At 71.3% G+C, this 24537-nt stretch carries 27 protein-coding genes; 17 read left to right on the forward strand and 10 right to left on the reverse strand.

The annotated features are described in order from the left end of the window. Positions 1 to 5: 5 nt before the first annotated feature. The 3 genes from AC07AB_RS28315 to AC07AB_RS28325 all read right to left on the reverse strand — a co-directional run bounded on the left by AC07AB_RS28315 (position 6) and on the right by AC07AB_RS28325 (position 2423). A complete protein-coding gene (locus AC07AB_RS28315) occupies positions 6 to 656 on the reverse strand; it encodes a PH domain-containing protein (RefSeq protein ID WP_478572399.1) in 651 nt (216 codons plus the stop codon). Positions 657 to 775: 119 nt separating this feature from the next. After that, positions 776 to 1285, reverse strand: coding sequence for a DUF2000 domain-containing protein (locus AC07AB_RS28320; RefSeq protein ID WP_478572401.1), 510 nt, complete (start codon positions 1283 to 1285; stop codon positions 776 to 778). Between the two features lie 37 nt (positions 1286 to 1322). After that, a complete protein-coding gene (locus AC07AB_RS28325; RefSeq protein ID WP_478572404.1) occupies positions 1323 to 2423 on the reverse strand; it encodes a DMT family transporter in 1101 nt (366 codons plus the stop codon). Positions 2424 to 2496: 73 nt separating this feature from the next. Here AC07AB_RS28325 and AC07AB_RS28330 point away from each other — a divergent pair, with 73 nt between their 5' ends. The 4 genes from AC07AB_RS28330 (at position 2497) to AC07AB_RS28345 (ending at position 6686) form a co-directional block, all read left to right on the forward strand. Continuing rightward, a complete protein-coding gene (locus tag AC07AB_RS28330) occupies positions 2497 to 2991 on the forward strand; it encodes an Lrp/AsnC family transcriptional regulator (RefSeq protein ID WP_478572407.1) in 495 nt (164 codons plus the stop codon). Between the two features lie 399 nt (positions 2992 to 3390). Continuing rightward, entirely contained in the window at positions 3391 to 4392 is a 1002-nt protein-coding gene (deoC, locus tag AC07AB_RS28335) for a deoxyribose-phosphate aldolase (protein WP_478572769.1), read from the forward strand. Positions 4393 to 4399: 7 nt separating this feature from the next. Further along, on the forward strand, positions 4400 to 5833 hold the full coding sequence (locus AC07AB_RS28340; RefSeq protein WP_478572410.1) for an aldehyde dehydrogenase family protein: 1434 nt from the start codon (positions 4400 to 4402) through the stop codon (positions 5831 to 5833). Further along, positions 5823 to 6686: an aldehyde dehydrogenase family protein gene (locus tag AC07AB_RS28345; RefSeq protein ID WP_478572413.1), complete on the forward strand. Its 864-nt coding sequence runs from the start codon at positions 5823 to 5825 to the stop codon at positions 6684 to 6686. Before AC07AB_RS28340 ends, AC07AB_RS28345 begins: the two co-directional genes overlap by 11 nt. Positions 6687 to 6848: 162 nt before the next feature. On the opposite strand, the gene AC07AB_RS28350 is transcribed toward AC07AB_RS28345, so the two are convergent. Further along, positions 6849 to 7730 carry a helix-turn-helix domain-containing protein gene (locus tag AC07AB_RS28350; protein WP_478572416.1) on the reverse strand — a complete coding sequence of 294 codons (882 nt, stop codon included), beginning with the start codon at positions 7728 to 7730 and terminating at the stop codon, positions 6849 to 6851. Positions 7731 to 7941: 211 nt separating this feature from the next. On the opposite strand from AC07AB_RS28350, the gene AC07AB_RS28355 reads away from it, so the two are divergent. The 4 genes from AC07AB_RS28355 (at position 7942) to AC07AB_RS28370 (ending at position 10754) form a co-directional block, all read left to right on the forward strand. Next, positions 7942 to 8337, forward strand: a complete 396-nt coding sequence (locus AC07AB_RS28355; protein WP_478572419.1) for an ATP-binding protein — start codon at positions 7942 to 7944, stop codon at positions 8335 to 8337. Continuing rightward, positions 8334 to 8687: a hypothetical protein gene (locus tag AC07AB_RS28360; RefSeq protein WP_478572422.1), complete on the forward strand. Its 354-nt coding sequence runs from the start codon at positions 8334 to 8336 to the stop codon at positions 8685 to 8687. Before AC07AB_RS28355 ends, AC07AB_RS28360 begins: the two co-directional genes overlap by 4 nt. Positions 8688 to 8796: 109 nt before the next feature. Continuing rightward, the gene (locus tag AC07AB_RS28365; RefSeq protein WP_478572425.1) at positions 8797 to 9459 is read left to right on the forward strand and encodes a class I SAM-dependent methyltransferase; all 663 of its coding nucleotides are present in this window, start codon (positions 8797 to 8799) and stop codon (positions 9457 to 9459) included. Between the two features lie 98 nt (positions 9460 to 9557). Beyond that, on the forward strand, positions 9558 to 10754 hold the full coding sequence (locus AC07AB_RS28370; protein WP_478572428.1) for a methyltransferase domain-containing protein: 1197 nt from the start codon (positions 9558 to 9560) through the stop codon (positions 10752 to 10754). Positions 10755 to 10790: 36 nt separating this feature from the next. On the opposite strand, the gene AC07AB_RS28375 is transcribed toward AC07AB_RS28370, so the two are convergent. Continuing rightward, positions 10791 to 11255 (reverse strand): hypothetical protein, encoded by a 465-nt coding sequence (locus tag AC07AB_RS28375; RefSeq protein WP_478572431.1) that lies wholly within the window; start codon positions 11253 to 11255, stop codon positions 10791 to 10793. 126 nt (positions 11256 to 11381) lie between these two features. On the opposite strand from AC07AB_RS28375, the gene AC07AB_RS28380 reads away from it, so the two are divergent. Beyond that, positions 11382 to 12020: an ATP-binding protein gene (locus tag AC07AB_RS28380; protein ID WP_478572434.1), complete on the forward strand. Its 639-nt coding sequence runs from the start codon at positions 11382 to 11384 to the stop codon at positions 12018 to 12020. A gap of 440 nt (positions 12021 to 12460) precedes the next feature. Here AC07AB_RS28380 and AC07AB_RS28385 read toward each other — a convergent pair whose 3' ends face one another. Beyond that, complete coding sequence (locus tag AC07AB_RS28385) at positions 12461 to 13204, reverse strand: SigE family RNA polymerase sigma factor (RefSeq protein ID WP_478572437.1); 744 nt, start codon at positions 13202 to 13204, stop codon at positions 12461 to 12463. 298 nt (positions 13205 to 13502) lie between these two features. Between AC07AB_RS28385 and afsQ1 the strand changes: the two genes are divergently transcribed. The 5 genes from afsQ1 to AC07AB_RS28410 all read left to right on the forward strand — a co-directional run bounded on the left by afsQ1 (position 13503) and on the right by AC07AB_RS28410 (position 17566). Next, positions 13503 to 14180, forward strand: a complete 678-nt coding sequence (gene afsQ1, locus AC07AB_RS28390) for a two-component system response regulator AfsQ1 (protein WP_478572771.1) — start codon at positions 13503 to 13505, stop codon at positions 14178 to 14180. A gap of 133 nt (positions 14181 to 14313) precedes the next feature. Beyond that, complete coding sequence (locus AC07AB_RS28395; protein ID WP_478572773.1) at positions 14314 to 15951, forward strand: ATP-binding protein; 1638 nt, start codon at positions 14314 to 14316, stop codon at positions 15949 to 15951. Between the two features lie 104 nt (positions 15952 to 16055). Beyond that, entirely contained in the window at positions 16056 to 16640 is a 585-nt protein-coding gene (locus tag AC07AB_RS28400) for a hypothetical protein (RefSeq protein WP_478572440.1), read from the forward strand. 54 nt (positions 16641 to 16694) lie between these two features. Next, positions 16695 to 17249: a VanZ family protein gene (locus AC07AB_RS28405; RefSeq protein ID WP_478572443.1), complete on the forward strand. Its 555-nt coding sequence runs from the start codon at positions 16695 to 16697 to the stop codon at positions 17247 to 17249. A 113-nt stretch (positions 17250 to 17362) separates the two neighbouring features. Beyond that, a complete protein-coding gene (locus AC07AB_RS28410) occupies positions 17363 to 17566 on the forward strand; it encodes a PspC domain-containing protein (RefSeq protein WP_478572446.1) in 204 nt (67 codons plus the stop codon). A 184-nt stretch (positions 17567 to 17750) separates the two neighbouring features. On the opposite strand, the gene AC07AB_RS28415 is transcribed toward AC07AB_RS28410, so the two are convergent. Then, on the reverse strand, positions 17751 to 18149 hold the full coding sequence (locus tag AC07AB_RS28415; RefSeq protein ID WP_478572449.1) for a VOC family protein: 399 nt from the start codon (positions 18147 to 18149) through the stop codon (positions 17751 to 17753). Between the two features lie 91 nt (positions 18150 to 18240). Here AC07AB_RS28415 and AC07AB_RS28420 point away from each other — a divergent pair, with 91 nt between their 5' ends. Next, positions 18241 to 19254 carry a helix-turn-helix transcriptional regulator gene (locus AC07AB_RS28420; protein WP_478572452.1) on the forward strand — a complete coding sequence of 338 codons (1014 nt, stop codon included), beginning with the start codon at positions 18241 to 18243 and terminating at the stop codon, positions 19252 to 19254. A 247-nt stretch (positions 19255 to 19501) separates the two neighbouring features. On the opposite strand, the gene AC07AB_RS28425 is transcribed toward AC07AB_RS28420, so the two are convergent. Next, positions 19502 to 19927 (reverse strand): ATP-binding protein, encoded by a 426-nt coding sequence (locus AC07AB_RS28425; RefSeq protein WP_478572455.1) that lies wholly within the window; start codon positions 19925 to 19927, stop codon positions 19502 to 19504. A 134-nt stretch (positions 19928 to 20061) separates the two neighbouring features. Continuing rightward, complete coding sequence (locus AC07AB_RS28430; RefSeq protein ID WP_478572458.1) at positions 20062 to 21219, reverse strand: adenosine deaminase; 1158 nt, start codon at positions 21217 to 21219, stop codon at positions 20062 to 20064. 102 nt (positions 21220 to 21321) lie between these two features. Between AC07AB_RS28430 and AC07AB_RS28435 the strand changes: the two genes are divergently transcribed. After that, entirely contained in the window at positions 21322 to 22080 is a 759-nt protein-coding gene (locus tag AC07AB_RS28435; RefSeq protein WP_478572461.1) for an alpha/beta hydrolase, read from the forward strand. Between the two features lie 305 nt (positions 22081 to 22385). Continuing rightward, positions 22386 to 23465, forward strand: a complete 1080-nt coding sequence (locus tag AC07AB_RS28440) for a YncE family protein (protein ID WP_478572464.1) — start codon at positions 22386 to 22388, stop codon at positions 23463 to 23465. Positions 23466 to 23573: 108 nt separating this feature from the next. Here the strand turns inward: AC07AB_RS28440 and AC07AB_RS28445 are convergent, their stop codons facing one another. After that, complete coding sequence (locus AC07AB_RS28445) at positions 23574 to 24503, reverse strand: LysR family transcriptional regulator (protein ID WP_478572467.1); 930 nt, start codon at positions 24501 to 24503, stop codon at positions 23574 to 23576. Positions 24504 to 24537 lie beyond the last annotated feature (34 nt).

The following is a 24537-nucleotide window of genomic DNA, read 5'->3' on the forward strand; positions in this document are numbered from 1 at the left end:
AGCCGTCAGGCGACGACGTAGGTGATCAGCAGGGCCACGAGCCCGACGACGGCCGGGGCGATGATCTCGTACGCCCACTTCACCTGCGGCGCGCCCTGCGCGCCCTCGCGCGAGGCGTTGCGTTCGGAGAGGTCGCGGATCTCGTCGATGGCCTGATCGGCGACGGCCCGCAGGGGCTTGCCGCCGACCGGGGCGTGCGGGGAGGTCTGCTGGGAGGAGTCGGCGAGGGAGGCCCGTACCTGCCGCCGGGCGGCCTGCTTGCGCGCGCGCAGGGACACCGGGATCGACCACATCTGGTACTTCGTGCCGCCCGCGATGATCTCGCTGGAGTACCCGGCGCGCACCGCCTCGACGGAGGCCCACGGCAGCGTGATCGTACGGAAGGGGTTACGTACCCGGACGCGGTCGTCACCGGCCCACACGGCGGGCCGCACGGTATACGCGACGATCAGCGGCACCGCGAACACCAGCCCGGTCACGGCCAGCCAGGGCGTGCGCCCCGAGCCCCGTACCACCGCGTCGATCCCGAGCCACCCCGCGAGCAGGAGCAGCAGCACCCCGGCGCCGATGGAGGCCGGCGAGCGGTAGCAGCGCTCGGCGTACGCGGGCTCCCGCTGGTCGTCCGAGGGTTTGGGGGCGTCGTCCGGGCTCGTCATGGGCTCGATTCTGCCTGACAGTCCGAAAACCGGACGTTGCGGTACGGCATCGATACGGACCGCGGCGCGCGCCCCGGCGACGGGAGCGGCGGCGGGAGCGGCGGCGGAAGGCGCGTCGCTCAGGGCATGAGCGGGAGCTTGCCGACGATCTTGTCGACCCGGTTGCGCGGGCCGACGATGCTGACGGCGCAGTAATCGATGTCTGCGGTCTGGGCCTCGCCCACGGCGGCGATGAAGTCGCTGTAGACGCGAGTGCTCTGCGCGTCGACGGGGACGTCGGCGACGAAGGTGTCGGTGCGGGACGCCGCCTTGGCGCGGATGGTGCGCAGCGTGGCGGGGTCGGCAACGAGTACCGAGCAGCCCGCCCAGGGCAGCCCCGGGTGCACCGCGCCTTGTGCGTCGGCGGCGTCGGCGCCCAGCAGGCCGGGGACCGAGGCCACGGTGGGCGCGGCGGCGCAGACGGCGGCGTTGGCGGCCCGGCCGGGCGGAAGGTCGGAGCTGACGACCACGACCCACTTCAGCCGGGCCTGGCGGGTGGACAGGGAGTAGTCCTTTTCCTCGGGTGCGAAGCCGACTTTCTCGGGCGCGAAGCCGACCGCCGTCGTCTCGGGAGCGCTCGTCATGGACATGTGATCCTCTTTGCTTGTTCGATCGGGCGGGGAAAGGCTAGGCGGACGTGCGGGCTTGCGGCCTCTGTCCCGAACTTCCTGCGCCGGACGCGCAGGGTTCGAGGGTTTCGGCGGACGTGGTGCGGCTGTCGCGGGAAATCCGCGGCGTACGGGCGGCGTGGAGGAAGAACCGCGGCATACGGGCGGAGCCGGGGAAGAACCGCGGCGTACGGGCGGCGTGGAGGAAGAGCCGCGGCATACGGGCGGAGCCGGGGAAGAGCCGCGGCGGCAGGCACATGGTGATCATTCCGGTGAGGATCAGTGCGCCGCCGGTCCACGCCACCGGCGAGAGGTGCTCGTGGAGCAGGAGCACGCCGATCAGCGCGGCGGCCAGGGGCTCGGCGAGGCTGAGGGTTCCGGCCGTGGTCGCGCGTACCTGGGTGAGGCCGGTGGTGAACAACCAGTAGGCGAGGGCGGTGGTCGCCACGCCCAGCCAGACGGTCAGGGTGAGGGTGGCGCCCTGCTGTACGGGAGCGGTGCTGCTGATCATCCAGGGCGCGAGCGGGACGGCGCCCGCGAGCAGGGAGAGGGCGGAGAGCGCGGGCAACTGGGCGGCGGGAACGACGTCAGCCAGTTTCTTGGCGAAGACGGTGTACAGGCCGTAGCAGACACCGGCGGCCACGGCCAGGAGCAGGCCCAGCGCGTCCACGCCCGCGCTTGTCGGTGTCAGCAACAGGGCGCAGCCGGTGACGGCCGCGGCGGTGCCGGCTATCCAGACGGCTGTCATCCGTTCGCCGGTGACCCACCGGGCGCACAGGCCGATCGCCGCGGGGGCGACGCCCAGGGCGACCACCGTGGCCAGGGCCGCCCCGGTCCGCGCCACCGAGGACATGAGGGCCGCCTGGAAGACGCCCGTGGACACCGCGCAGACCAGCAGGGGACGCACCACCGCGCCCTTGGCCAGGGCCCGTACGGTGTTCCGGCGGACGGTGAAGATCCCCAGGACCAGCCCGCCCACGAGCAGCCGCCAGCCCCCCAGGGCCGCCGGCGCCATGGGGCTGGACGCCAGCACCTGAGCGGGACCGACCGTGCCCCACAGCACGGCCGCGCCCAGCACCAGACCCGCACCGAAGAGCGGGCCGTTCTTTCGTGTGTCCATAGCCGACGACACTAAGCAGACAGCCGAGCAGTGCGGCCTGTAGCCGCACGTCGTACGACTTAGGGTCGATTTCATGGAACTTGATGCGCTGGACCGGGCCCTTCTGCGGGAGCTGCAGAACGATGCACGGCAGACCAACCGCGACCTCGCGGCGAAGACCGGGGTCTCCCCCTCCACCTCGCTGGAGCGGGTACGGCTGCTACGCGAACGCGGCGTGATCACCGGCTTCCACGCCGCGTTGGACCTCGACGCGGCCGGCCGGCCCGTCCAGGCGCTCATCTCGGTGCGCATCCGGCCCCCGGCCCGCCCCGTCATCGAGGGGTTCCGGGAGTGGGCGGCACGGCTGCCGGAGGTGATCGGCCTGTTCGTCACCTCAGGCCCGCACGACTTCCTCATCCACATCGCCGTCCCGGACGTCGACAGCGTGTACGCCTTCGTCATCGACCGCCTCACCGAACGCCGTGAAGTCGCCGACGTGCAGACCACGATGGCCTACGAGCACGTCCAGTCCCCCTGCATCGAACCGGCCGGCCCGGGCCGGCCCCGCTCCTCACGCAGAGCGCGCTGACTTGGCCGGCCGGCTCTGCGACGGGCGCCCCGCCTTGGCCCGCACCCGCCACGGCCGGGACGGAACGGGGATTCGCAGATTCGCAGATCCGGGGTTCCGGGGATCCGGCGCACCAGCGCACCAGCGCACCAGCGCACCAGCGCACCAGCGCACCAGCGCACCAGCGCACCAGCGCACCAGCGCACCAGCGCACCAGCCGGATGATCATGCACGGACCCCGACACCACCTGGCGAACGCCCCACCCGCGATGCGGCGAAGGCTGCGCGGCGACGAAGGCCGCGTGACGACGAAGGCCGCGCGGCGACGGGCCCCTCACCGCGCAGCGCGCGGCGAAGTCACGCCGCCGCCCCCAGGGGGTGACAGGTCGCTACGCGCGTAGATATGCTCAGCTGGTGACCATGGCACCCCCTGCGGTAGTACCCGCACACGGCAACGACGCCGCGGAGCGACTGGCCTCGATGGCGGATGTGACCGCCAGCGACCGCGCGCTGCGCCGCTTCCTGCACGGACTGCCGGGCGTTGATGCGGTCGGGCTGGAGGCCCGCGCCGCCGCCCTCGGCACCCGCTCGATCAAGACCACGGCGAAGGCGTACGCCATCGACCTGGCGATCTCGATGATCGACCTGACCACCCTGGAGGGCGCGGACACCCCCGGCAAGGTCCGGGCGCTGTGCGCCAAGGGCGTCAACCCCGATCCCACCGACCGCGGCGTCCCCAAGGTCGCCGCGATCTGCGTCTATCCCGACATGGTCGGCACGGCCAAGGACGCGCTGGGCAGCTCCGGCATCCACGTCGCCTCGGTGGCGACGGCGTTCCCCTCCGGGCGCGCCGGGATGCCGGTGAAGCTCGCCGACACCGCCGAGGCGGTGGCCGCCGGTGCCGACGAGATCGACATGGTGATCGACCGGGGAGCCTTCCTCAGCGGTCGCTATCTGTCGGTCTTCGAGGAGATCCAGCAGGTCAAGGCCGCCTGCCGGCGCGCGGACGGCACCGCCGCGCACCTCAAGGTGATCTTCGAGACGGGCGAGCTGTCGACGTACGACAACGTGCGCCGCGCCTCCTGGCTCGCGATGCTCGCGGGCGCCGACTTCATCAAGACCTCCACCGGCAAGGTGGCCGTCAACGCCACGCCGCCGGTCACCCTGCTGATGCTGGAGGCCGTCCGCGACTTCCGCGACACGGTCGGCGTGCAGGTCGGCGTGAAGCCGGCCGGCGGCATCCGCACCACCAAGGACGCGATCAAGTACTTGGTGATGGTCAACGAGACCCTGGGCGAGGAGTGGCTGACCGGCGAGTGGTTCCGCTTCGGCGCGTCCAGCCTGCTCAACGATCTGCTGATGCAGCGTCAGAAGCTCAGCACCGGCCGTTACTCCGGCCCCGATTACGTGACGGTGGACTGAGGCACCCATGACCTTCGCATACGCACCCGCCCCCGAGTCCCGCGCCGTCGTCGACATCGCGCCCTCCTACGGGCTGTTCATCGACGGCGAGTTCACCGAGGCCGCCGGGGGCAAGGTCTTCAAGACCATCTCCCCCGCCTCCGAAGAGGTCCTCTCCGAGGTGGCGCACGCCGCCGCCGAGGATGTCGACCGGGCCGTACGGGCCGCCCGCAAGGCGTTCGAGAAGTGGTCGGCGCTGCCGGGCGCCGAGCGCGCCAAGTACCTCTTCCGCATCGCGCGCATCATCCAGGAGCGCTCGCGCGAGCTGGCCGTCCTCGAAACGCTCGACAACGGCAAGCCGATCCGCGAGTCCCGCGACTCCGACCTCCCGCTGGTCGCCGCGCACTTCTTCTACTACGCGGGCTGGGCCGACAAGCTCCCCTACGCGGGCTTCGGCACGGACCCCCGCCCGCTGGGCGTCGCCGGGCAGGTCATCCCCTGGAACTTCCCGCTCCTCATGCTGGCGTGGAAGATCGCCCCGGCGCTCGCCACGGGCAACACGGTGGTCCTCAAGCCCGCCGAGACCACCCCCCTCTCCGCGCTCTTCTTCGCGGACATCTGCCGCCAGGCCGGGCTCCCCAAGGGCGTCGTCAACATCATCACGGGCGACGGCTCCACCGGCGCCGACCTCGTCGCGCACCCCGGCATCGACAAGGTCGCCTTCACCGGCTCCACCGAGGTCGGCAAGGCCATCGCCCGTACGGTCGCGGGCACCGACAAGAAGCTCACGCTCGAACTCGGCGGCAAGGCCGCCAACATCGTCTTCGACGACGCCCCGATCGACCAGGCCGTCGAGGGCATCGTCAACGGGATCTTCTTCAACCAGGGCCACGTCTGCTGCGCGGGCTCCCGCCTGCTCGTCCAGGAGTCCGTCGCGGACGAGATCCTGGACGCGCTCAAGCGCCGGATGCAGACCCTGCGGATCGGCGACCCGCTCGACAAGAACACCGACATCGGCGCCATCAACTCCCCCGAGCAGCTGGCCCGTATCCGCGACCTCGCCGACGCGGGCGAGGCGGAGGGCGCCGAGCGCTGGGCCCCGGCCTGCGAACTGCCCTCCACCGGCTACTGGTTCGCGCCCACCCTCTTCACCGGCGTCACCCAGGCCCACCGCATCGCGCGCGAGGAGATCTTCGGCCCGGTGCTCTCGGTGCTGACCTTCCGCACGCCCGCCGAGGCCGTGGAGAAGGCCAACAACACGCCGTACGGACTCTCGGCGGGCGTCTGGACCGAAAAGGGCAGCCGAATCCTGTGGATGGCCGACCGGCTCCGGGCGGGCATCGTGTGGGCGAATACGTTCAACAAGTTCGACCCGGCCTCGCCCTTCGGCGGCTACAAGGAGTCGGGCTTCGGCCGCGAGGGCGGCCGTCACGGTCTGGAGGCGTACCTCAATGTCGGCTGATCGCTTGAGTGTGCTCAAGACCTACAAGCTGTACGTAGGGGGCAAGTTCCCCCGGTCCGAGAGCGGACGGGTGTACGAGGTGACGGACTCCAAGGGCACGTGGCTCGCCAACGCCCCGCTCTCCTCCCGCAAGGACGCGCGGGACGCGGTCGTCGCGGCCCGCAAGGCGTTCGGCGGCTGGTCGGGCGCGACGGCCTACAACCGCGGCCAGGTCCTCTACCGCGTCGCCGAAATGCTGGAAGGCCGCCGCGACCAGTTCGCGGCGGAGGTCGCCGAAGCCGAGGGCCTTTCCAAGGCCAAGGCGGCGGCCCAGGTCGACGCGGCCATCGACCGCTGGGTCTGGTACGCGGGCTGGTCCGACAAGGTCGCCCAGATCGCCGGCTCCGCCAACCCCGTCGCGGGCCCCTTCTTCAACCTCTCAACCCCCGAGCCGACGGGCGTCGTCGCCGTCCTGGCCCCCCAGGACTCCTCCTTCCTGGGCCTGGTCTCCGTCCTCGCCCCGGCGATCGTCACCGGCAACACGGCCGTCGTCGTGGCGAATGAGAAGTCCCCGCTCCCGGCTCTGTCCCTGGCCGAGGTCCTGGCCACGTCCGACGTACCGGGCGGCGTCGTGAACGTCCTCTCGGGCCGTACGAGCGAAATCGCGCCCTCACTGGCCGCGCACCAGGACGTCAACGCCATTGATCTGGCGGGGGCCGGCTCCGAACTGGCCAAGGAACTGGAAGTGTCCGCCGCGGACAACCTCAAGCGCGTCCTGCGCCCGCGACCGGCCGACTGGTCGGCGGACCCGGGCACGGAGCGCCTGCTGGCTTTCCTGGAGACGAAGACGGTCTGGCACCCGATGGGTGCCTAATCCTTCTCGGTCGAAACACCTGTGCCCCGCTCACGGCTCGTCGCCGTGAGCGGGGCACAGTGCTGTACGCGCATCCAAGTCAGCCGTCGAACTCCCCAGCTTTCACGCCGTCCAGGAAGGCGGCCCATTCGGTGCGGGTACCGCCGTCGGCTTCTCGGTTCTTTAATCCAGCTCCTTCTCGGTTTCCGAGATGCCCTTCATTACCTTCCGGATGAAGGTCAGACTTTGCCTCGGGGTGAGTGCAGCGGACCTCAACGCCTCAAAGATTCGCGCGTGTTTGGTCATCTCCTCAAGGTCCTCAAGGATGACCGTTCTCGTCGTGGTGTCGTACGCGACAGCCTCGGGCGCGGGCTCCGGCCCGAGGCTGAACATCACGAAGTGGGACGACAGGTGGGCGGCCCGCCAGTCGGAGAGCGGTAGCACCTGTACGCTCACGTTCTGCCGCTGCGCCACATTGTCGATGTGGAGCAACTGTTCGCAGTGAACCTTTGGTGACGGCATTGGCACTGTAAGCGCAGGCTCCCAAATGACCGCCGCATACTGCGCCCCGCCCTCTTCGATGGCCTGCCGACGGGCCCGCCGAATCGCCACCGCTTCGTCCAGGTCCTCAGGGCTGGGCGAGGATAGGCTCAAATCCATCAGAGCCTTCACGTAGTCGTCAGTCTGGAGCAAACCAGGAATGAACAGTGGCTGCCACGTGCGAATGTAGGTTGCGTCCGTCTCCAGAGCGATGAAGTCGGCGTATCCCTCTTCCTTGGTAGCCGATGGGTAATCGAGCCACCAGCCACGCTTGTTGGAGTCCCGCGCGAGCTGTTCGAGCCTTCGGGAGACGTTGCGGTCCTCAACCCCGTAGAGGTCGAGCAGAACACGTACATCCCCCACACGAGACGCGCTGACGCCCGATTCAACCCGGCTGATCTTCGCCATGGAGCACCCAAGCGCCTCAGCGGCGTGCTCTTGGTCGAGCCGAGCGGCGAGACGGTAACGCTTGAGTTCTGCACCAAGTCGCCGACTACGCACTGTGGGCTTCCCGCCTGCTGGCACGACGCCTCCCCTTGTCCTTCAATGGCCAGTCCGCACAGTAACGGACTGCACTCTCTGAGTAGCCACCTTCCTAGCAACTTGCAAGCTTACATAGCAAGTGACTTGCATCCCGCCCCCGGATGGGCCTAACTTCAACTGCGTCACGCTCCGCACTCGCTTGAGGTCGGTGAGTGATCACCGTTCTGCCTGCCCACCGACCTTTGGGGGAGCCATGTCCGGGCGTACGAACGTGAAGAGATTCCGGGTCCGCAAGGACTCGGTGCCCGAAGCCCGCCACCACGTCGAAGCACTCCTGACGGATTGGAAACTCGGCGGCCTCATCGAGGATGCATCACTCGTCGTCAGCGAGTTGACGACCAACGCCGTCGTCCACGCCAAGGGAATCGGCGATTTTTTCGAGGTGGAGCTGAGACGCCGAAGCGGCGTACTGATCCTCGAAGTGTCGGACTCGTTCCAGTGGCGGATGCCCGTGCTCAAGGAGCCCGGTGACGAAGACACCGACGGGCGCGGGCTGTTGCTCGTAAACGCCCTGGCGGAGAAGTGGGGAGTACGCCCGCGCGAAACAGGCAAGACAGTCTGGGTCCAGCTACCGATCCACCGCGAGTGACCGACATGCTGGGCGCACACGCCAACAAGCCCACCCGGCAAGGGTATTGGTGCGAATGCGTCGCCTACTCCCTCGAAGCGGGCAACCCCTATGTCGCCCATCTCGGCGGTCACGCGACCCCGTCCCCCTGGACAGCCGTCATGTGGCTGGCGCAGCGCGCCGGCCACATCGCCGACCAGTTCGACCGCCCGTCGGCTCGCCCGGTGCACGCCTGGCTGGCAGACGGTCACGAGCACGCCCACGCCGTGGCCCGGCTCGGGCGGCGGGAGCCCTACTCGTTCGTGATCGGCACCGGCCCGGTCCGCTTCACCCTGTCCGCGTCCCCGGCCACCATCGACCGGTACACGTAAGGTCCCCGACAGCCACTGACACGGGAGGAGAGTGCCCTCGCCCCCAAGCTCCGAACGAAACGAGGGGCGGGGCACCTTCCTGCCCCGCCCCGACACAGAGGAAGCGCCATTGCCCGCACGTCACGACATCGAAAGCGAACGCGAACTCTGGGACGCCTTCGCGGAGAGCGCCAAGGGCAAGGTGTTCGACGCTGATCCCGTCTTCTGCTGGACTCAGTACGCCGGGCACGGGCCAGGCCCCGAACTGCTGGGCGATCCGGCGACCGTCCTGGAGATCGGATGCGGTACCGGGCGAGCGCTGGCCCACCTCGCACAGCAAGGCGTGAAGGCGACGGGCGTGGACCTCTCTCCCCTCATGGTCACGAACACCACCGAACGATGGGGGCCGTTGGGAGCACGGTTCGTCTGCGCTGAGGTACTGGACTACCTGAGCTCCAACACGGAGACCTACGATGCCGTCTACTCGATCTTCGGGGCCGTCTGGTTCACCGATCCGGCCAAGCTGCTCCCTCTCGTCGCCAAGCGGTTGAATCCGGGCGGGGTGCTCGCCTTCTCCCACCCTCCGGCCATCCCCGGCGCGTACGGGCCGCAGGGCATGTACAAGGGAGGATTCGCGGGCAAGGCCATGTACACCTACCGGTACAGCTACACCCCCCGGAAGTGGGAGAGCCTCCTTCTACGGGCCGGGTTCGAGAAAGCGGAAGCGCGGGTTCTCGACGCCCCCGAGCCTGACCACATCGGGACTTTGATCGTTCGCGCAGCGGTGAGTTGAGCCAGAGCAAAGCAAGAACGCACCGGTCAGCACGGCCGGCAGGCGACCGGGCTGCCGATCACAGCCGCGATCTGCGACTACCTGGAAGGAACCGGCCAGTGACGGATACCCCCGGCATCGGGCGGCGCGCCCTCGCCGCCCGCGTCGCTCTGACGCGGCAGATCGACCGCGGAAGCGTAGTGCTGTCCTCGCGCCTGGCGAGCGCTTTCCTCAATGTCCCCCGGCACCCCTTCGTACCCGCCTTCTACCGCCGCGACGGCGAGCGGTTCGTCCCGTGGCGCGTCACCGACGGAGACACGGACACGGACGCGGACACGGACGCGTGGTTGAACGCCGTCTACGCGGACGACCCCCTGGTCACCGAAGTGGACGGTGTCCATGCCGAGGACGCGGGCCCCGACGGGGTGGCCGGAGCCCCCACCTCGTCCTCGACGGCGCCGAGCCTGATGGCGGACATGCTCGACGCCCTCGACGTGGAGGAGGGACACGAGGTGTACGAAGCCGGGACCGGTACGGGTTACAACGCCGGCGTGCTGTGCTTCCTCGCCGGGGACAAGCACGTCACCACCGTCGACCGCACCGAACCGCTCACGGACAAGGCCCGTACGCGGCTCAACGCCGTCGGCTTCGATCCGCTCGTCCTCCACGGCGACGGCGCGCGGGACTTCCCCGCCGGGGGCCGGTACGACCGGATCATCGCCACGGCGTCCGTACGCCGTATCCCGCCCGCGTGGTCGGCGCGGCTGCGCCCCGGCGGTGTCATGGTCGTTCCGGTGAAGGGCGCGCTGGCAGGCGGCATGGTCGCCCGCCTCACCAAGCTCGCCGACGGTGCCTCCGTCGGGCGCATCCTGCACACGCCCGCCGCGTTCATGCCGCTCCGGAGCGACACGAGCGCACCCGTGCGGGCGCCCGTCGTCCAGGACAGCGACGGTCACCGCCGTGGCACCGGCCTCTCCGCCCGCGTTCTCGACGACTGGACGTTCTCGTTCTTCGCCCAGCTCCACATGGCGGCCGGTGTCGTCCGCGCGTACGGGGAGAACGATGGCGGCCTCCACGTCACCACCCTGTACGACCCCGCCGACGGCTCGGCGGCCCGCGTCGACGAGGCCCCCCAGGGGGCGACGGTCACCATCAGCGGGCCGCGCGACCTGTGGGAACCGATCGAAGCCGCCCACCGGCTGTGGCGGGAGCTCAATCGGCCCCGGCGTGAGTGGTTCGCCATCGAGGCCACCGCGAGCGAGCAGACCGTGAGCTACACCGCCCCGAACGGCCGGGTCCACCGCTGGGCCCTGTAGCCGCCGACTAGCCGCCGCCGGGCGACGGACCGCCGCTCACCCCGGCAGCAAGCCCACCACCGGCCCGGCCACCGGCAGGTCCTTCAAGCCGCCGCCGTCCGTCACCGGGCCGGTCACGAGGTCCGTGCCGACCGGCTTGAAGTCGGCGATCTGGGTGCTGACGCCGTTGTTGAGCGGGTCCGATCCGGTACGCGCCATGGGGTCCAGGCGCAGCTTCTTCACCGGCGCGATGCCGCCGCCCAGGGAGGCGCCCAGGGCCTGGGCGACCGGCCCGGTCGGCACCGCCGCCGCCAGGACCGAACCCGCGTCGTCGGCGCTCGCGGGCGCACCCTTCCACTCGGTCGGCGCGGCGGCCGGAGCGGCGGCGCTCGCGGCCGTCGCGCCGCCCGCGACGCACACCGCGCCCGCTGTCACGCTCAGCCCGGCGCGCAGCAACACACGTGGCAGGAGAGGTTGCGGGGAGCGTGCGGGACGGGCGCGGTGGCGTACGTACGAGGCCATGGGTACCTGCCGGTGAGTAGGAGCTTGTAATCAATCGCGCACCCAACGTAGTTGAGGCACGCCGACCCATGCGCTTACCCGCCCCCAGGGTCCCCCGACCGGCCCAATGCCGCACACTGGTGACCCGTGACCTCCCACCTGCCCCGCACCCGCGTCATCCTGCTGACCGGCCCCTCGGGTTCCGGCAAGTCGTCCCTCGCCGCCCGCACCGGGCTGCCGGTGCTCAACCTCGACGACTTCTACAAGGAGGCCGGCGACCCGACACTGCCGCAACTGGCGGGCGGCGCGGGGCCGGACTGGGACTCCCCGCTGTCGTGGGACTCGGCCGCGGCCGTCGCGGCCATCGCCGAGCTGTGCGGCACGTCCCGTACGTCCGTACCGCTGTACGACATCGCCACCAGCTCGCGGCGCGGCGCGGAGCAGCTCGACATCGGCCGCACGACGCTGTTCATAGCCGAGGGCATCTTCGCCGCCGACATCATCGGGGCCTGCCGTGAACTGGGCCTGCTCGCCGACGCCATCTGCCTGCGCGGCCACCCCTCGACCACGTTCCGCCGGCGTCTGCTGCGCGATCTGCGCGAGGGCCGCAAGCCCGTCCCCTACCTGCTCCGGCGCGGCCTGCGGCTGCTGCGCGCCGAGCGGTCGATCGTCGCCCGGCACACGGAGCTCGGCGCGTACGCCTGCGGGAAGGACACCGCCATGGGGCGCATCGCGTCCGCCGCGGCGGGGCGGCGCGAGAAGGCGTGCATGAAAGAGACGGCGTGAGACGGCGTGCGTGAGAGACGGCATGAGACGGCGTACGTGAGAGAACGACGGCGTGAGACGGCGTACGTGAACGAATGACGGCGTGAGGCGGCGCTGGATCAGCCCGGCGGCCCCGGCGTGAGCGCCCGGCGCGAAACCGGCCCCGGCACCCCCGCCGCGAAACCGGCCCCGGCGCCCCGGCGCGAATTCGCCCCCGCCCTCACACCGGCCGCGTCGAAGCGGCTTGAAACGCGCTGGATGAGGAAGACAGCAGAGGAAGGCAGCAAGAGAAAGCGGGGCCGGACAGACCCCCGGCTGTCCGGTCCCGCTCCTGTTTCCCCGACGCCCCCGTCGGTCCCACTCTCCGGGCGTCCCCCGACGCCCGTACCGCCTGCCCTCCCCCGATGAGCAGGCCCGCGGCCCGGAGCCCCCGTGTCTCCTCCGGCCCCCGCGTTCTCTCCTCAGGCCACCAGCTCGCCGAAGGCTTCTTCCTCGTCACGGCCGAGGCTCAGCGCCTCGTCGTCGCGCATCCGGCGCAGAGACCGCCAGATGCTGCTCTTGACCGTGCCGACGCTGATGTCGAGTATCTCCGCGATCTCCGGGTCCGTACGGCCCTCGTAATAGCGGAGCACGAGCATCGTGCGCTGTAGTTCGGGCAGCCGGGCCAGCGCCTGCCACAGCACGGCGCGCAGCTCGGTGCCGCGCATCGCGTCGTGGCCGCCCGCCGTCTCCGGCAGCTCCTCGGTCGGGTATTCGTTGAGCTTGCGCCGCCGCCAGGCGCTGATGTGCAGATTGGTCATCGTGCGCCGCAGATAGCCGCCGACCGCGGCCTTGTCGGTGATCCGGTCCCAGGCGCGGTATGTGGAGAACAGCGCGCTCTGGAGCAGGTCCTCCGCCTCGAAGCGGTCGCCGGTCAGGTGGTAGGCGGTCGCGTACAGGGAGGCTCGGCGCTCCTGGACGTAGGCGGTGAACGCCGCTTCGGCGTCCGGCTTCTCCGCCTGCCGGTCCTTGTCGCCCTGCTGTTCCCCCGTGGTCTCCCCGTACACGCTCGCGTCGATGGCCACCATGTACGGCGGCCGTCCGCGTCCGGTGCCGCGAGCGCACCCCCGTCCGCTCACGGCACCGGACTTCTCCGGGCTCCGTACGGCGTCGTGAAGGCGCGTGCGAATGACTGCGCTGGTCGTGGTGGTATGCAGTGTGTTCATGTCGCGCCCCCCGTCGATGGAGCCAGCTCGGTCGGTCGGTGTATCAGACGGTCGTTCTGTCCGATGGCCAAAACAATGCCGGGCCAGTTTCATCGCGCTGTCCGGCGTCTGTCACAGGCGCGTCACAAGGCTCCCCGGCCGTGTCACACGGGGCCGCCGCACCGCGAATTCACCCGCTTCGGGGGCGCGCGAAACCGGCCCGTCCGCCGTCCGTCACCCGCGCACCACAAGGGGAGGTGCTGTGTGGGAGCGCTTCTACGGTCGAACTACCGGCCACTCTTAGGCCAGAATGACCAACGTGCCCTACCTGCTGCTGATCGAGGACGACGACGCCATCCGCACGGCCCTCGAACTCTCCCTGTCACGCCAGGGTCACCGTGTGGTGACCGCGGCGACGGGAGAGGACGGTCTGAAACTGCTGCGCGAGCAGCGCCCGGACCTGATCGTGCTGGATGTGATGCTGCCCGGCATCGACGGCTTTGAGGTGTGCCGCCGCATCCGGCGCACCGATCAGCTGCCGATCATCCTGCTCACCGCGCGCAACGACGACATCGACGTCGTGGTGGGGCTGGAGTCCGGGGCGGACGACTATGTGGTGAAGCCCGTGCAGGGGCGGGTGCTCGACGCCCGTATCCGCGCGGTGCTGCGCCGCGGGGAGCGGGAGTCGAGCGACTCCGCGTCGTTCGGGTCCCTGGTCATCGACCGGTCCGCCATGACCGTCACCAAGAACGGCGAGGACCTCCAGCTCACCCCGACCGAGCTGCGGCTGCTGCTGGAGCTGAGCCGCAGGCCCGGCCAGGCGCTGTCGCGCCAGCAGTTGCTGCGGCTGGTCTGGGAGCACGACTACCTCGGCGACTCGCGGCTCGTCGACGCCTGCGTACAGCGGCTGCGCGCCAAGGTCGAGGATGTGCCGTCGTCCCCGACGCTGATCCGTACGGTTCGCGGGGTCGGCTACCGGCTGGACACACCTTCGTGAGGGATCTGGCACCCGCGGCCGGCGGTGACGGCCGCCGATGCCGCGGCGGGACGGACAGTTGAGCACCGCGCCGGAGGAGCCCGGCCGGGTACGGGGCCCGGGGGCCGCCGCCCGTAAGTTCGTGCAGCGCAGCATGCGCTGGCTCAGCCTGCGGCTGCGCCTGATGCTGGTCTTCGCGCTCGTCGCGCTCGCCGCCGCGGTCTCCGCGTCCGGCATCGCGTACTGGCTCAACCGCGACGCGGTCCTCACCCGTACCCAGGACGCCGCGCTCGACGACTTCCGCAAGTCCCTCCAGGACAACACAGCCGCCCTGCCGCCGACGCCGACCTGTGCGGAGCTCCAGCAGGCCGCGGACCGGATGGCGGACACCACGCAGAAGTACGAGGTGCTGCTGATCGGCGCCGCGCAGGGCGGCGGGGACTGCGCCGCGCCCTCGAACCGCGAGCTGTTCACGCTGAAGGTCGTACCGAAGTCGCTGCGCGCCGCGGTCGTACGGGAGCGGCCGGTGAACGAGTCCAACCGGTACCCGTACCACCTGTACTGGCAGCGGATCACGCTCGACGGCACGCCGTACCTGGTGGGCGGCGCGAAGGTGATCGGCGGCGGCCCGACCGGCTATCTGCTCAAGTCCCTGGAGAACGAGCGGCAGGACCTCAACTCGCTGGCCTGGTCGCTGGGGATCGCGACGGGCCTGGCCCTGGTCGGCTCCGCGCTGCTCGCGCAGGCCGCCGCGTCCACGGTACTGCGGCCCGTACAGCGGCTCGGCGACGCGGCGCGGCGGCTCGGCGAGGGGAAGCTCGACACCCGACTGCGGGTGTCGGGCACCGATGAACTGGCCGACCTCTCACGCACCTTCAACAAGACCGCGGAGTCGCTGGAGAAGCGGGTGGAGGAGCTGAGCGCGCGGGAGGCGTCCAGCCGGCGGTTCGTCGCCGACATGTCGCACGAGCTGCGGACCCCGCTGACCGCGATCACCGCCGTGACCGAGGTGCTGGAGGAAGAGGCGGACTCCCTCGATCCGATGATCCGGCCCGCGGTGCAGCTGGTGGTGAGCGAGACCCGGCGGCTCGGGGACCTGGTGGAGAACCTGATGGAGGTCACCCGCTTCGACGCGGGCACCGCCCGCCTGGTCCTGGACTCCGTCGACGTCGCGGACCAGGTCACGGCCTGCGTGGACGCTCGGGCCTGGCTGGACGCGGTGGAGCTGGACGCGGAGCGCGGCATCATCGTGCCGCTCGACCCGCGCCGCCTGGACGTGATCCTGGCCAACCTGATCGGCAACGCCCTCAAGCACGGCGGCTCGCCGGTGCGCGTCGCCGTACGGACGGTGGGCGACGATCTGGTCATCGAGGTACGCGACCACGGCCCGGGTATCCCCGAAGAGGTGCTGCCGCACGTCTTCGACCGCTTCTACAAGGCGAGCGCGTCCCGGCCCCGGTCCGAGGGCAGCGGCCTGGGCCTGTCGATCGCGCTGGAGAACGCGCACATCCACGGCGGCGAGATCTCCGCCGCCAATTCGCCGCAGGGCGGCGCGGTGTTCACGCTGACGCTGCCGCGTGACGCGTCGCGGCTCTCGCCGGACGACGACGAGGACGGCGACGAAGACAGCGCGGAAGGGGCCGAGGGGCCGGCCGATGGCGGGGGCGGTCACGGCCGCGGGTCGGCGGCCGGAAGCGGGAGCGGTCACCGCGGCGGCGGGTCGGCGGCCGGAAGCGGGGACCAGCACGACGAGGGTCCGGGCGAGGGCTCGGCGAGGGGCGGCGATCGATGAGGCCGAGCACGGCACGTAGCGCTCCTGGCGCTCTTAGCCTCCGTAAGGCTCCTAGCGCCCGTAACGCTCGTAGCGCCCGTACGCGCGCGGCAGGCCCTCGCTGGGTGAAGGTCGCGGCCGTCGCCGCGGCGGCCCTGGCGCTCGCCGGGTGCGGCATCCGGGGCACGTCGGTGCCCGTGGACGCGGGGAGCGCCCCGTCGCGGGCGACGTGCGTCGTGCGGCCGGGCGGCGAGGAGAGCGCGTCGGCCGACGGCGAGGCGGTCTCGGTGTATCTGGTGTGCGCCTCGCAGCTGCTGCCGGTGACCCGCACGGTACGGGCCCCGAAGGCCGATGCCGCAGCCGACCCGGTACGGGTGGCCGAGACGCTCGTCGAGCAGTTGCGGCAGCCGCCGCAGGCGGAGGAGGAGGCGGCGGGGTTCTCCACGACGGTGCCCGCCGGGCTGTCGGTCTCGGGGCCGCGCGACGGCGACCCGTCGGCGGCGCTGCGGTTGAGCCGGTCGCCCGGCGAGCTGCCGCCGTTCGCGCTGGCGCAGCTCGTATGCACCTTCGCGGGGACCGCGGCGGCCGACGGCGGGCGCGGCGTGGTGCTGGGCGGGCCGGACGACGGCCGGCCGCGGCGCTACGAGTGCACCGACGAGATGCGCTCCCGTCCGCAGTCCGCGCCGAGCGGTGCGCCGGTCGCGTCCTGACTCTCTGTGGCCGCGGACGGAACCGCGGCCACCGCACCACGCGTCATGTGTGGCGTGCAGGGTCATGGTTACGGCGGTTCGGCCGCCCTCCGATACCGCTACCGCGCCGTGGGGCTCGTCCTCGTGGCCGCCCATCTCCTCGTCGTCGGCTGGCTGACCCTGCGCCCGCTGACCGCGCCCTGGGTGGCCGCCACGAGCCCGGAGCCGCTGGCCACCATCCGGGCCGATCTGGCGCTGGGCGCCTGGGAGGCGACATGCGCGATCGTCGGATCGATGCTGCTGCTCGCGCCGCTGGGCGTGCTGCTGCCGCTGGCCGGCGGACGGCTGGCGGTGGCGCCGCTGATGTCGCTGTCCCGGACGGTGTTCGCCGGGGTGATGATCTCGTTGACGCTGCAACTGGTGCAGAGCGGCGTCGCGGGCCAGGTGCTGCACGTGGACGAGCTGCTGCTGAACTCGGCGGGCGTGGCCGTCGCCCACCTGGCGGTGGTGCCGCTGGTACGAGCCCGGCTCCGCCGCCGGTATGACCGCCCTCGGCCGCGCCCCCTCCCCCGGGGGGAGGGGACAGGAAGCGCTGCCCCCAGGATCCCCAGGGTCAAGACGGCCCCGTAGAGGGACGGCTCCGTGCAGGTCACGGCCGTAGCGTGGAAGCACGGGACGACGCTCCCGCGGCCGGTGGCCCCGCACGAGGGGCGCCGCGCCACCGACGACAAGGAGTCGCCATCATGTCCGCTCCTCTGGTCCGCCCCCGCGACAACAAGGTCCTCGCCGGAGTCTGCGCGGGCCTGGCCCGGCGCTTCGGCACCACGCCCACGACGATGCGGGTGATCTTCCTGCTCTCGTGTCTGCTGCCCGGCCCGCAGTTCCTGCTCTACCTCGCGCTCTGGGTACTGCTGCCCTCTGAGGACGAGCACCGCAAGGCATGGTGAGCCGCGGTCACTCTCTGTAGGCTGCTGGCCGCGAAACCGTACGTCCGCCGGGTAGCCGGATGGTCGTCGCTGTGCTCGTGACTCTGGCTGTGCTCGCGGCTCTCGTCGTTCTCGTCGTTCTCGTCGTTCTCGTCGTTCTCGTCGTTCTCGTCGGCCAGTCTTCGTCGGCCAGTTCTCGTCGTACTCAGCGACCGAACTTCTCGATGGCGGCCGGCGTGACCGGGGTGAAGAAGTTGACGAGGTTGCCGTCGGGGTCGCGGAACAGGAGCGCGCGGTTCCCCCAGGGCATCGTGGTGGGCTCGTTGACGAACTCCGCCACGAACTCCTTCAGGTTCGTGTACACGCTGTCCACGTCGTCGACGAGGAATTCGAGGATGACGCTGCGGTTCGCGGCCGGCTCGGCGGAGCCGGGCGCGAAGAGCGGGACGGTGCGGGTGCTGCCGATCGCCAGGGTGCCCGAGGCGGTCCTGATCTCGGCGAAGTCCTCGTTGCCCCAGGTGGCGGACGTCTTCGTGGCGCGCTCGTAGAAGTCGACGAGGCGGGCGACGTCGCCCGTGATGATGCGGATGGAGACGAAGTCCATGGGTTTCTCCTGTGCCGTGCGGTGCTTGTGACTGCACGCTATGACAAATACCGGGCGGAACCCGCCCGGTATATGCGGGAGACTTTCGACCATGCCCCGACCCATCGCCCGCGTCCTGACCCTGCTGGAGCTTTTGCAGTCGGGCGGCATCCGGACCGTCTCCGAACTCGCCGACCGGCTGGACGTCGACGAACGCACCGTGCGGCGCTACGCCCAGCACCTCGTCGACCTCGACGTACCCGTCGAATCGGTGCGCGGCCGCTACGGCGGCTACCGGCTCGCCCCCGGATACCGGCTGCCGCCGCTCATGCTGAGCGACGATGAGGCGCTCGCCGTGCTGCTCGGCCTGGTCGCGGGCCGGCGGTCGGGCCTGACGGCGGCCGCCGACACGGCGAGCGAGACGGCGGCGGCCAAGATCCGGCGCGTGCTGCCCGAGCGGCTGAGCCGCAGGCTCGACGCCGTGCTCGGCTCCCTCGCCTTCACCGAACCGCCCGGCAGGGCGGCCGCCCCGGAACCCTCGGTGCTCCTCCCGATCGCCGACGCGGTGCACCACCACCGGCCGGTCTCGATCCGGTACACCGCGGGCGACGGGCGGCGCAGCGAGCGCACCCTGCACCCGTACGGGGTCGTCGCCCACTCGGGCAGGTGGTACGTGACGGCCACGGACCCCGCGGCGGGCGAGGACCGGAACTTCAGGCTGGATCGCATCACCAGCGTGCGGGTTCTGCCCGGCTCGTTCGAGCCGCCGGTCGGCATCGATCCGGCGCAGCGCGTCCTGACGGGGCTCGCCACGGTTCCGTACCGGCATGAGGTGACCCTGCGGGTCCAGGGGACGGCCGAGCAGATCCGCACCCGGCTGCCCGCCGGTCTCGCCATCGTGACGGAACCGCCGTCCCCGGACAGCGCACCTCCGGGGGCCGAGGCCGAGGCTGAGCCCTGGTGCCGTGTCGAACTGCGGGCTGAGCGGCTCGACTGGCTGCCCGCCGTCCTCGCCTCGCTGGACCGGCCCTTCGTCATCGATCGCCCGGATGAGCTGCGCGGCCTCGTCGAGGCTTTCGCCGGACGCCTCGCGGACTCCGCCCGGCGAGGCTCGCCTCACGCATGAGAGGCCGCGGACTCCGCCTGCCCGACACGGCTCGCCTCACGCAGGAGGGGCCGTGGGCTCCGCTCGGCATGGCTCACTCACGCAGGAGAGGCCGCGGACTCCGCCCAGCGAAGCTCGCCTCACGCATGAGCCCGGCGAAGCTCGCCCCACGTACGAGAGGCCGGTGAGGCGGCACCGCCGGGCGTGCGCGGTCCGGCTTCCGGGCCGGTGGCTCAAGGCCCGTAGCCGTACGCGGCGGGGTGCGGGGTCAGACCGGCAGGCCGCCGAGCAGCCCGGCGGCGGGGACCGCGCCCATGGCGGCGCCGCCGACCGTGCCGGGGACGGCCTTCGCGATGGCGCCGGTCGGCACGCTGCCCAGCGTCTGGCGCGTGGCGGGGAGGCCGCCGGCCAGCTCGGCGGCGCCGCGGTCGGCCGCCGTCTCCAGCGCCTGGTCGGCGACCGGGGGGACGGTGGTGGAGATCGCGCCGACCGCGCCCTGTGCGGCGGGCAGGGCCTGGGCGCCGCCCGGTACGAACTGGCCGAGCGTCTCGGCGGGGAGGGCCTGCACGGCGCCCGCGACGGTGGGGGCGACCGTCTCGACGGGCCCGGCCGCGGCGGCCGTGCCGGCGGCGGTGGCGGCGAACGCGGCGCCGAGAGCGGCGACGCCGAGGGTCTTGATGGTTCCCTGCTTCATCAGAAATCTGTCCTCATGACGGGGTTATGGAGCGGCACTGCAACGTAGTCATGAGGCCAGGGGGGTAGCAAGCACCGAAAAAGGGCCGGGACTTGAATTCCCGACCCTTCTTCGGCTATTTGGGCGCGCGCCCGCTAGGCGGTGAAACCGCTACTCACCACGGGTTCCGCGGCCGTCTGACGGAACAGCCACTCGGCCTTCAACTCGGCGTATCCGGGCTTGATGACATCGTTGATCATCGCCAGTCGTTCACCGAAAGGAATGAAAGCCGACTTCATCGCATTGACGGAGAACCATTCCATGTCGTCGAGCGTGTACGAGAACGCCTCGACGAGCTCCTCGAATTCCCGACTCATACTCGTGCCGCTCATAAGTCGGTTATCGGTATTTACGGTCGCTCTGAACCGCAGCTTCCGCAGCAGCCCGATCGGGTGCTCCGCGTAGGAAGCGGCGGCGCCCGTCTGGAGGTTCGAGGACGGGCACAGCTCCAGCGGGATGCGCTTGTCCCGTACGTACGAGGCGAGCCGGCCGAGCTTCACGGTACCGTCCTCGGCGATCTCGATGTCGTCGATGATCCGCACACCGTGGCCGAGCCGGTCGGCGCCGCACCACTGGAGCGCCTGCCAGATGGACGGCAGGCCGAACGCCTCGCCCGCGTGGATGGTGAAGTGGTTGTTCTCCCGCTTGAGGTACTCGAAGGCGTCGAGGTGGCGGGTGGGCGGGAAGCCGGCCTCGGCGCCCGCGATGTCGAAGCCGACGACGCCCAGATCGCGGTAGCGGTTGGCGAGTTCGGCGATCTCCAGGGCGCGGGCGGCGTGCCGCATGGCGGTGAGGAGCGCGCCGACGCGGATGCGGTGGCCGTTCTCCCTGGCCCGCCGTTCGCCTTCGCGGAAGCCCTCGTTGACCGCCTTGACCACCTCGTCGAGGGTCAGCCCCCGCTCCAGGTGCTGCTCGGGCGCGTACCGGACCTCGGCGTAGACGACGCCGTCCGCGGCGAGGTCCTCGGCGCACTCGGCGGCGACCCGGACCAGCGCGTCGCGCGTCTGCATGACGGCGCAGGTGTGCGCGAAGGTCTCCAGGTAGCGCTCCAGGGAACCGGAGTCGGCGGCCTGGCGGATCAGGGTGCCGAGCTTCTCGGCGTCGCCGTCGGGGAGGCCGTCGTAGCCGGTCTCGCGGGCGAGGTCGATGAGAGTAGCGGGGCGCAGGCCGCCGTCGAGGTGGTCGTGCAGCAGCACCTTGGGCGCACGGCGGATCTGCTCGGGGCTGGGAAGTGCGGTGGGCTCGCTCGTCATCCGGGCACTCTAGCCCCTACGCGCGTAGACAACGGCGAACGATACGTAACGGTGACCCGTCACCGGGGTGGACACCCGCGCTCCTTCTGCCATCGTTTCTGCATGGTCCAGGAAGCTCTGCCGGAGCGTGGCGCAGCTCGGCTCGGTAAGCCCGTCGGAACGGCCGGCACCGTGCATGGCGTCGCCCTGTTACTCCCCTCGGGCGAAGCGGCCGGCACCCGTCGCCCCTCCCCGCTCCCCTTCGTCGCCATGCGCCCGCTCGCGAGACGCCTCGCGCGGGCGGGCCGCTCCGAGGGGCTCGTCACCCATGTCGTGCACTACCGCTTCCGGGGCTGGAACGGCGCCGCCGCCCACCCGGCGCGCGACGCCGAGTGGGCCGCCGACGAGGTCGTGCGCCGCTACGGAGACGTGCCGATCTGCCTGATCGGTACGGACATGGGGGCGCGGGCCGCGCTGCGCGCCGCGGGCCATCCGGCCGTCAACTCCGTGCTGGCGCTGGCCCCTTGGCTGCCCGAACCGGAGGCCGCGCTCGATCCCGACCCGGTCAAGCAGCTGGCCGGCCGCCAGGTGCTGATCGCGCACGGCACCAATGACGCGCGTACCGATCCGGATCTCTCCTACCGGCTGGCCGAGCGCGCCAAGAAGGTCAACCGGGACGTCTGCCGCTTCGAGGTCCACTCGGACGGGCACGGGCTGCATCAGCACCGCTCCGAAGTGACCGCGCTGGCGGTGGACTTCATGATGGGTTCGCTGTTCGCGCGCGGGTATTCGCGGCCGGTGGCCGACGCGCTGGCGGCGCCACCGCCGCTCGGGCTGCGGATGCCGCTGGCGGCCGGGTTCGGTACGTCGCTGCGGCACTGAGCGAGTGCGGAGTACGGCGGCGTCGCGGCACGGCAGCGTCGCGGCACGGCAGCGCCTTGGCACGGGCCGGTCCGGGCTGACCCCGGCCGGTCCGGCCCAGGAGGACGCGCCCGGAACCGGCGGACACAGCCGCTCCAGGCGGACGCGCCCGGCCCGAGCGAGCTCGTCACTTCCACCCCACCCCTCCCCCTAACTACTTAGGTAACCCTAAGCTAAGCTGACGATCGTCCGGGGCGACACCACCCGGAAGCCGTCCACGCCTGCCTTCTTGGCGTCCATGCCTGTCCTCCTGGGGAGTAGTGACGATGACCGTCAGACACCAGCACGCCGACCACAAGCTCGTCCGCCGGTCCGCCGCCCTCGTCCTCGCCGCGGGCACCGTCCTCGGTGCCGCCGGTGCCGCCACCGCCGCCCCCGCGCACCACCGGCCCCACCACCACGCCTCGTACAAGGTCGACTCCTCCCAACTGGCCCGCGGCCTCTACCAGTCCTCGTACTCCGAGCGGAACCATGTGCTGTGGGCGACCACGGCGGTCGGCCGCCCGCCGGTCACCCAGTCCCAGCTGCTCAAGGTCGACGCCAAGTCGCTGAAGACCAAGGCCGCCTACACCCCGCCCGTCACGGACACCGCCACCAAGGCCGTGGAAGCGGTGTACGGCGTGGCCGTGGACGACGAGCACAACACGGTGTGGACCACCAACACCCGCAACGACTCGGTGGCCGTCTACAGCCAGCGCACCGGCAAGCACCTCGCCTCGCTGCCCGGCGTGAAGCACGCCCGCGAGATCGTCGTGGACGAGCGCCACAACACGGCCTGGGCCAGCGGCTTCGGCGACGGCAGCATCGTCGGCTTCGACACCCGTACGTTCAAGGAGAAGAAGCGGGTGACGATCAAGGGCGCCGGCACCACCGGGCTCGCGGTCAACAGCCGTACCGGCACGGTCTACGCCGCCGACATGACCAACAGCAACATCATCGCCGTCTCCCGCCACTCCGACGAGCCCAAGCTGATCCCCACCGGCCAGGGCCCCATCTCCATAGCGCTCTCCCGCGACGGCCGCACCGCCTACACCGCCGACAACAAGGGCGGCGGCCTCTCCGTCGTCGACCTGCGCAAGGGCAAGGTGACGCGGACCGTGAAGACGGGTGAGGGCGCCCTGTCCGTCGCCGCCGACCCGCGCTCCGGCAATGTCTTCGTCGCCAACCGCGGCCCCGGCAACACCACCGTCGTCGACCCCCGCAAGGGCACCGTCGTCGCCACCCTGGCCACCGGCCCCAACCCCAACCACGTGACCGTGGCGCGCGGCACCGCCTTCGTGGTCGACAAGGCCGCGGCGGGCGACCAGCTCCTCGACTCCGTACACCGCATCAGCGCCCAGCGCTGACCTCCCGGCGGGCGGCCCCTGACCCGAGCCACGCCCCCATCCTGAGCGCCCCCACGGCCGGCACCGCGGGGGCGCTCAGGTTTTCCCGCCCCCGGGCCGTACTGCCGCTCAGCGCGGCAGCAACTGCCCCCTGCGCGACAGCAGGAACCGCTTGAAGGCCGCCACCGGCTCGGTGTCCGGGTGTCCGTCGAGCCAGGCCACGCCGATCTCGCGGACGGCGCGCGGCGCCGTGACGGTCAGTTCCACGACGCCCGGCCGGGGCACCGCCGGGGGCGGCAGCAGCGCGACGCCCAGCCCGGCGGCGACCAGCCCGCGCAGCGTCTCCGCCTCCTCGCCCTCGAAGGCGACCTTCGGGGTGAACCCGGCCTCCGCGCAGACCGCGTCGGTGATGCGGCGCAGCCCGTAGCCGGGTTCGAGGGTGACGAAGAGTTCCGCCGCGGCCTCCGCCAGCCGCACCCGCTTGCGCCCCGCGAGCGGGTGGTCGTCGGGGACGACCAGGCGCAGCTTCTGCTCGTCGAGGCGGCGGGCGACGAGGTCCGGGGCGTCCGGGACCGGTGCGGTCAGGCACAGGTCCAGCTCGCCCGCGCGCAGTCCGGCGATCATCGCCTCGCCGTGGTTCTGCACGAGCTGGAAGCGGACCCTCGGATGGTCGGCGCGGAAGGCGCGCAGCAGGCCGGGCACCGTCTCGGAGCCGAGGGTGTGCAGAAAGCCGAAGGCGACCTTGCCGGCGGCGGGGTCGGCGTCGGAGCGTACGGACTCGGCGGCGCGGTCCACCTCGGCCAGCGCCCGTTCGACGGAGGCGAGGAACGTACGGCCCGCGCGGGTGAGCGAGACCGTACGGCCGTGGCGGGCGAACAGCGCCACGCCCAGGTCGTGTTCGAGCCGGACCATGGATCGGCTGAGCGTCGACTGCGGGACGCCGAGCTGGTGCGCGGCCCGGGTGACGTGCTCCTGGCGGGCGACGGCGGCGAACTGGGCGAGCCGCGGGGTGAGGGTCGCCGCCCAGGAACCGGCGTCGATATCCGCTGTCGCCGACATGTCGATTTCGCTACGGGGAGGTGACAGGGACGGC

This window comes from Streptomyces sp. NPDC044033, from assembly GCF_056434425.1.

Excerpts from the sequence above, each read along its gene's own strand:
- AC07AB_RS28425 (WP_478572455.1), bottom strand. The coding sequence starts at position 19,927 with ATGAAGCAGGGAACCATCAAGACCCTCGGCGTCGCCGCTCTCGGCGCC.
- AC07AB_RS28330 (WP_478572407.1), top strand. The coding sequence starts at position 2,497 with ATGGAACTTGATGCGCTGGACCGGGCCCTTCTGCGGGAGCTGCAGAAC.
- AC07AB_RS28430 (WP_478572458.1), bottom strand. The coding sequence starts at position 21,219 with ATGACGAGCGAGCCCACCGCACTTCCCAGCCCCGAGCAGATCCGCCGT.
- AC07AB_RS28340 (WP_478572410.1), top strand. The coding sequence starts at position 4,400 with ATGACCTTCGCATACGCACCCGCCCCCGAGTCCCGCGCCGTCGTCGAC.
- AC07AB_RS28435 (WP_478572461.1), top strand. The coding sequence starts at position 21,322 with ATGGTCCAGGAAGCTCTGCCGGAGCGTGGCGCAGCTCGGCTCGGTAAG.
- AC07AB_RS28440 (WP_478572464.1), top strand. The coding sequence starts at position 22,386 with ATGACCGTCAGACACCAGCACGCCGACCACAAGCTCGTCCGCCGGTCC.
- AC07AB_RS28395 (WP_478572773.1), top strand. The coding sequence starts at position 14,314 with ATGCGCTGGCTCAGCCTGCGGCTGCGCCTGATGCTGGTCTTCGCGCTC.
- AC07AB_RS28345 (WP_478572413.1), top strand. The coding sequence starts at position 5,823 with ATGTCGGCTGATCGCTTGAGTGTGCTCAAGACCTACAAGCTGTACGTA.
- AC07AB_RS28315 (WP_478572399.1), bottom strand. The coding sequence starts at position 656 with ATGACGAGCCCGGACGACGCCCCCAAACCCTCGGACGACCAGCGGGAG.
- AC07AB_RS28410 (WP_478572446.1), top strand. The coding sequence starts at position 17,363 with ATGTCCGCTCCTCTGGTCCGCCCCCGCGACAACAAGGTCCTCGCCGGA.
- AC07AB_RS28355 (WP_478572419.1), top strand. The coding sequence starts at position 7,942 with ATGTCCGGGCGTACGAACGTGAAGAGATTCCGGGTCCGCAAGGACTCG.
- AC07AB_RS28445 (WP_478572467.1), bottom strand. The coding sequence starts at position 24,503 with ATGTCGGCGACAGCGGATATCGACGCCGGTTCCTGGGCGGCGACCCTC.
- AC07AB_RS28375 (WP_478572431.1), bottom strand. The coding sequence starts at position 11,255 with ATGGCCTCGTACGTACGCCACCGCGCCCGTCCCGCACGCTCCCCGCAA.
- AC07AB_RS28320 (WP_478572401.1), bottom strand. The coding sequence starts at position 1,285 with ATGTCCATGACGAGCGCTCCCGAGACGACGGCGGTCGGCTTCGCGCCC.
- AC07AB_RS28415 (WP_478572449.1), bottom strand. The coding sequence starts at position 18,149 with ATGGACTTCGTCTCCATCCGCATCATCACGGGCGACGTCGCCCGCCTC.
- AC07AB_RS28325 (WP_478572404.1), bottom strand. The coding sequence starts at position 2,423 with ATGGACACACGAAAGAACGGCCCGCTCTTCGGTGCGGGTCTGGTGCTG.
- AC07AB_RS28420 (WP_478572452.1), top strand. The coding sequence starts at position 18,241 with ATGCCCCGACCCATCGCCCGCGTCCTGACCCTGCTGGAGCTTTTGCAG.
- AC07AB_RS28385 (WP_478572437.1), bottom strand. The coding sequence starts at position 13,204 with ATGAACACACTGCATACCACCACGACCAGCGCAGTCATTCGCACGCGC.
- deoC (WP_478572769.1), top strand. The coding sequence starts at position 3,391 with ATGGCACCCCCTGCGGTAGTACCCGCACACGGCAACGACGCCGCGGAG.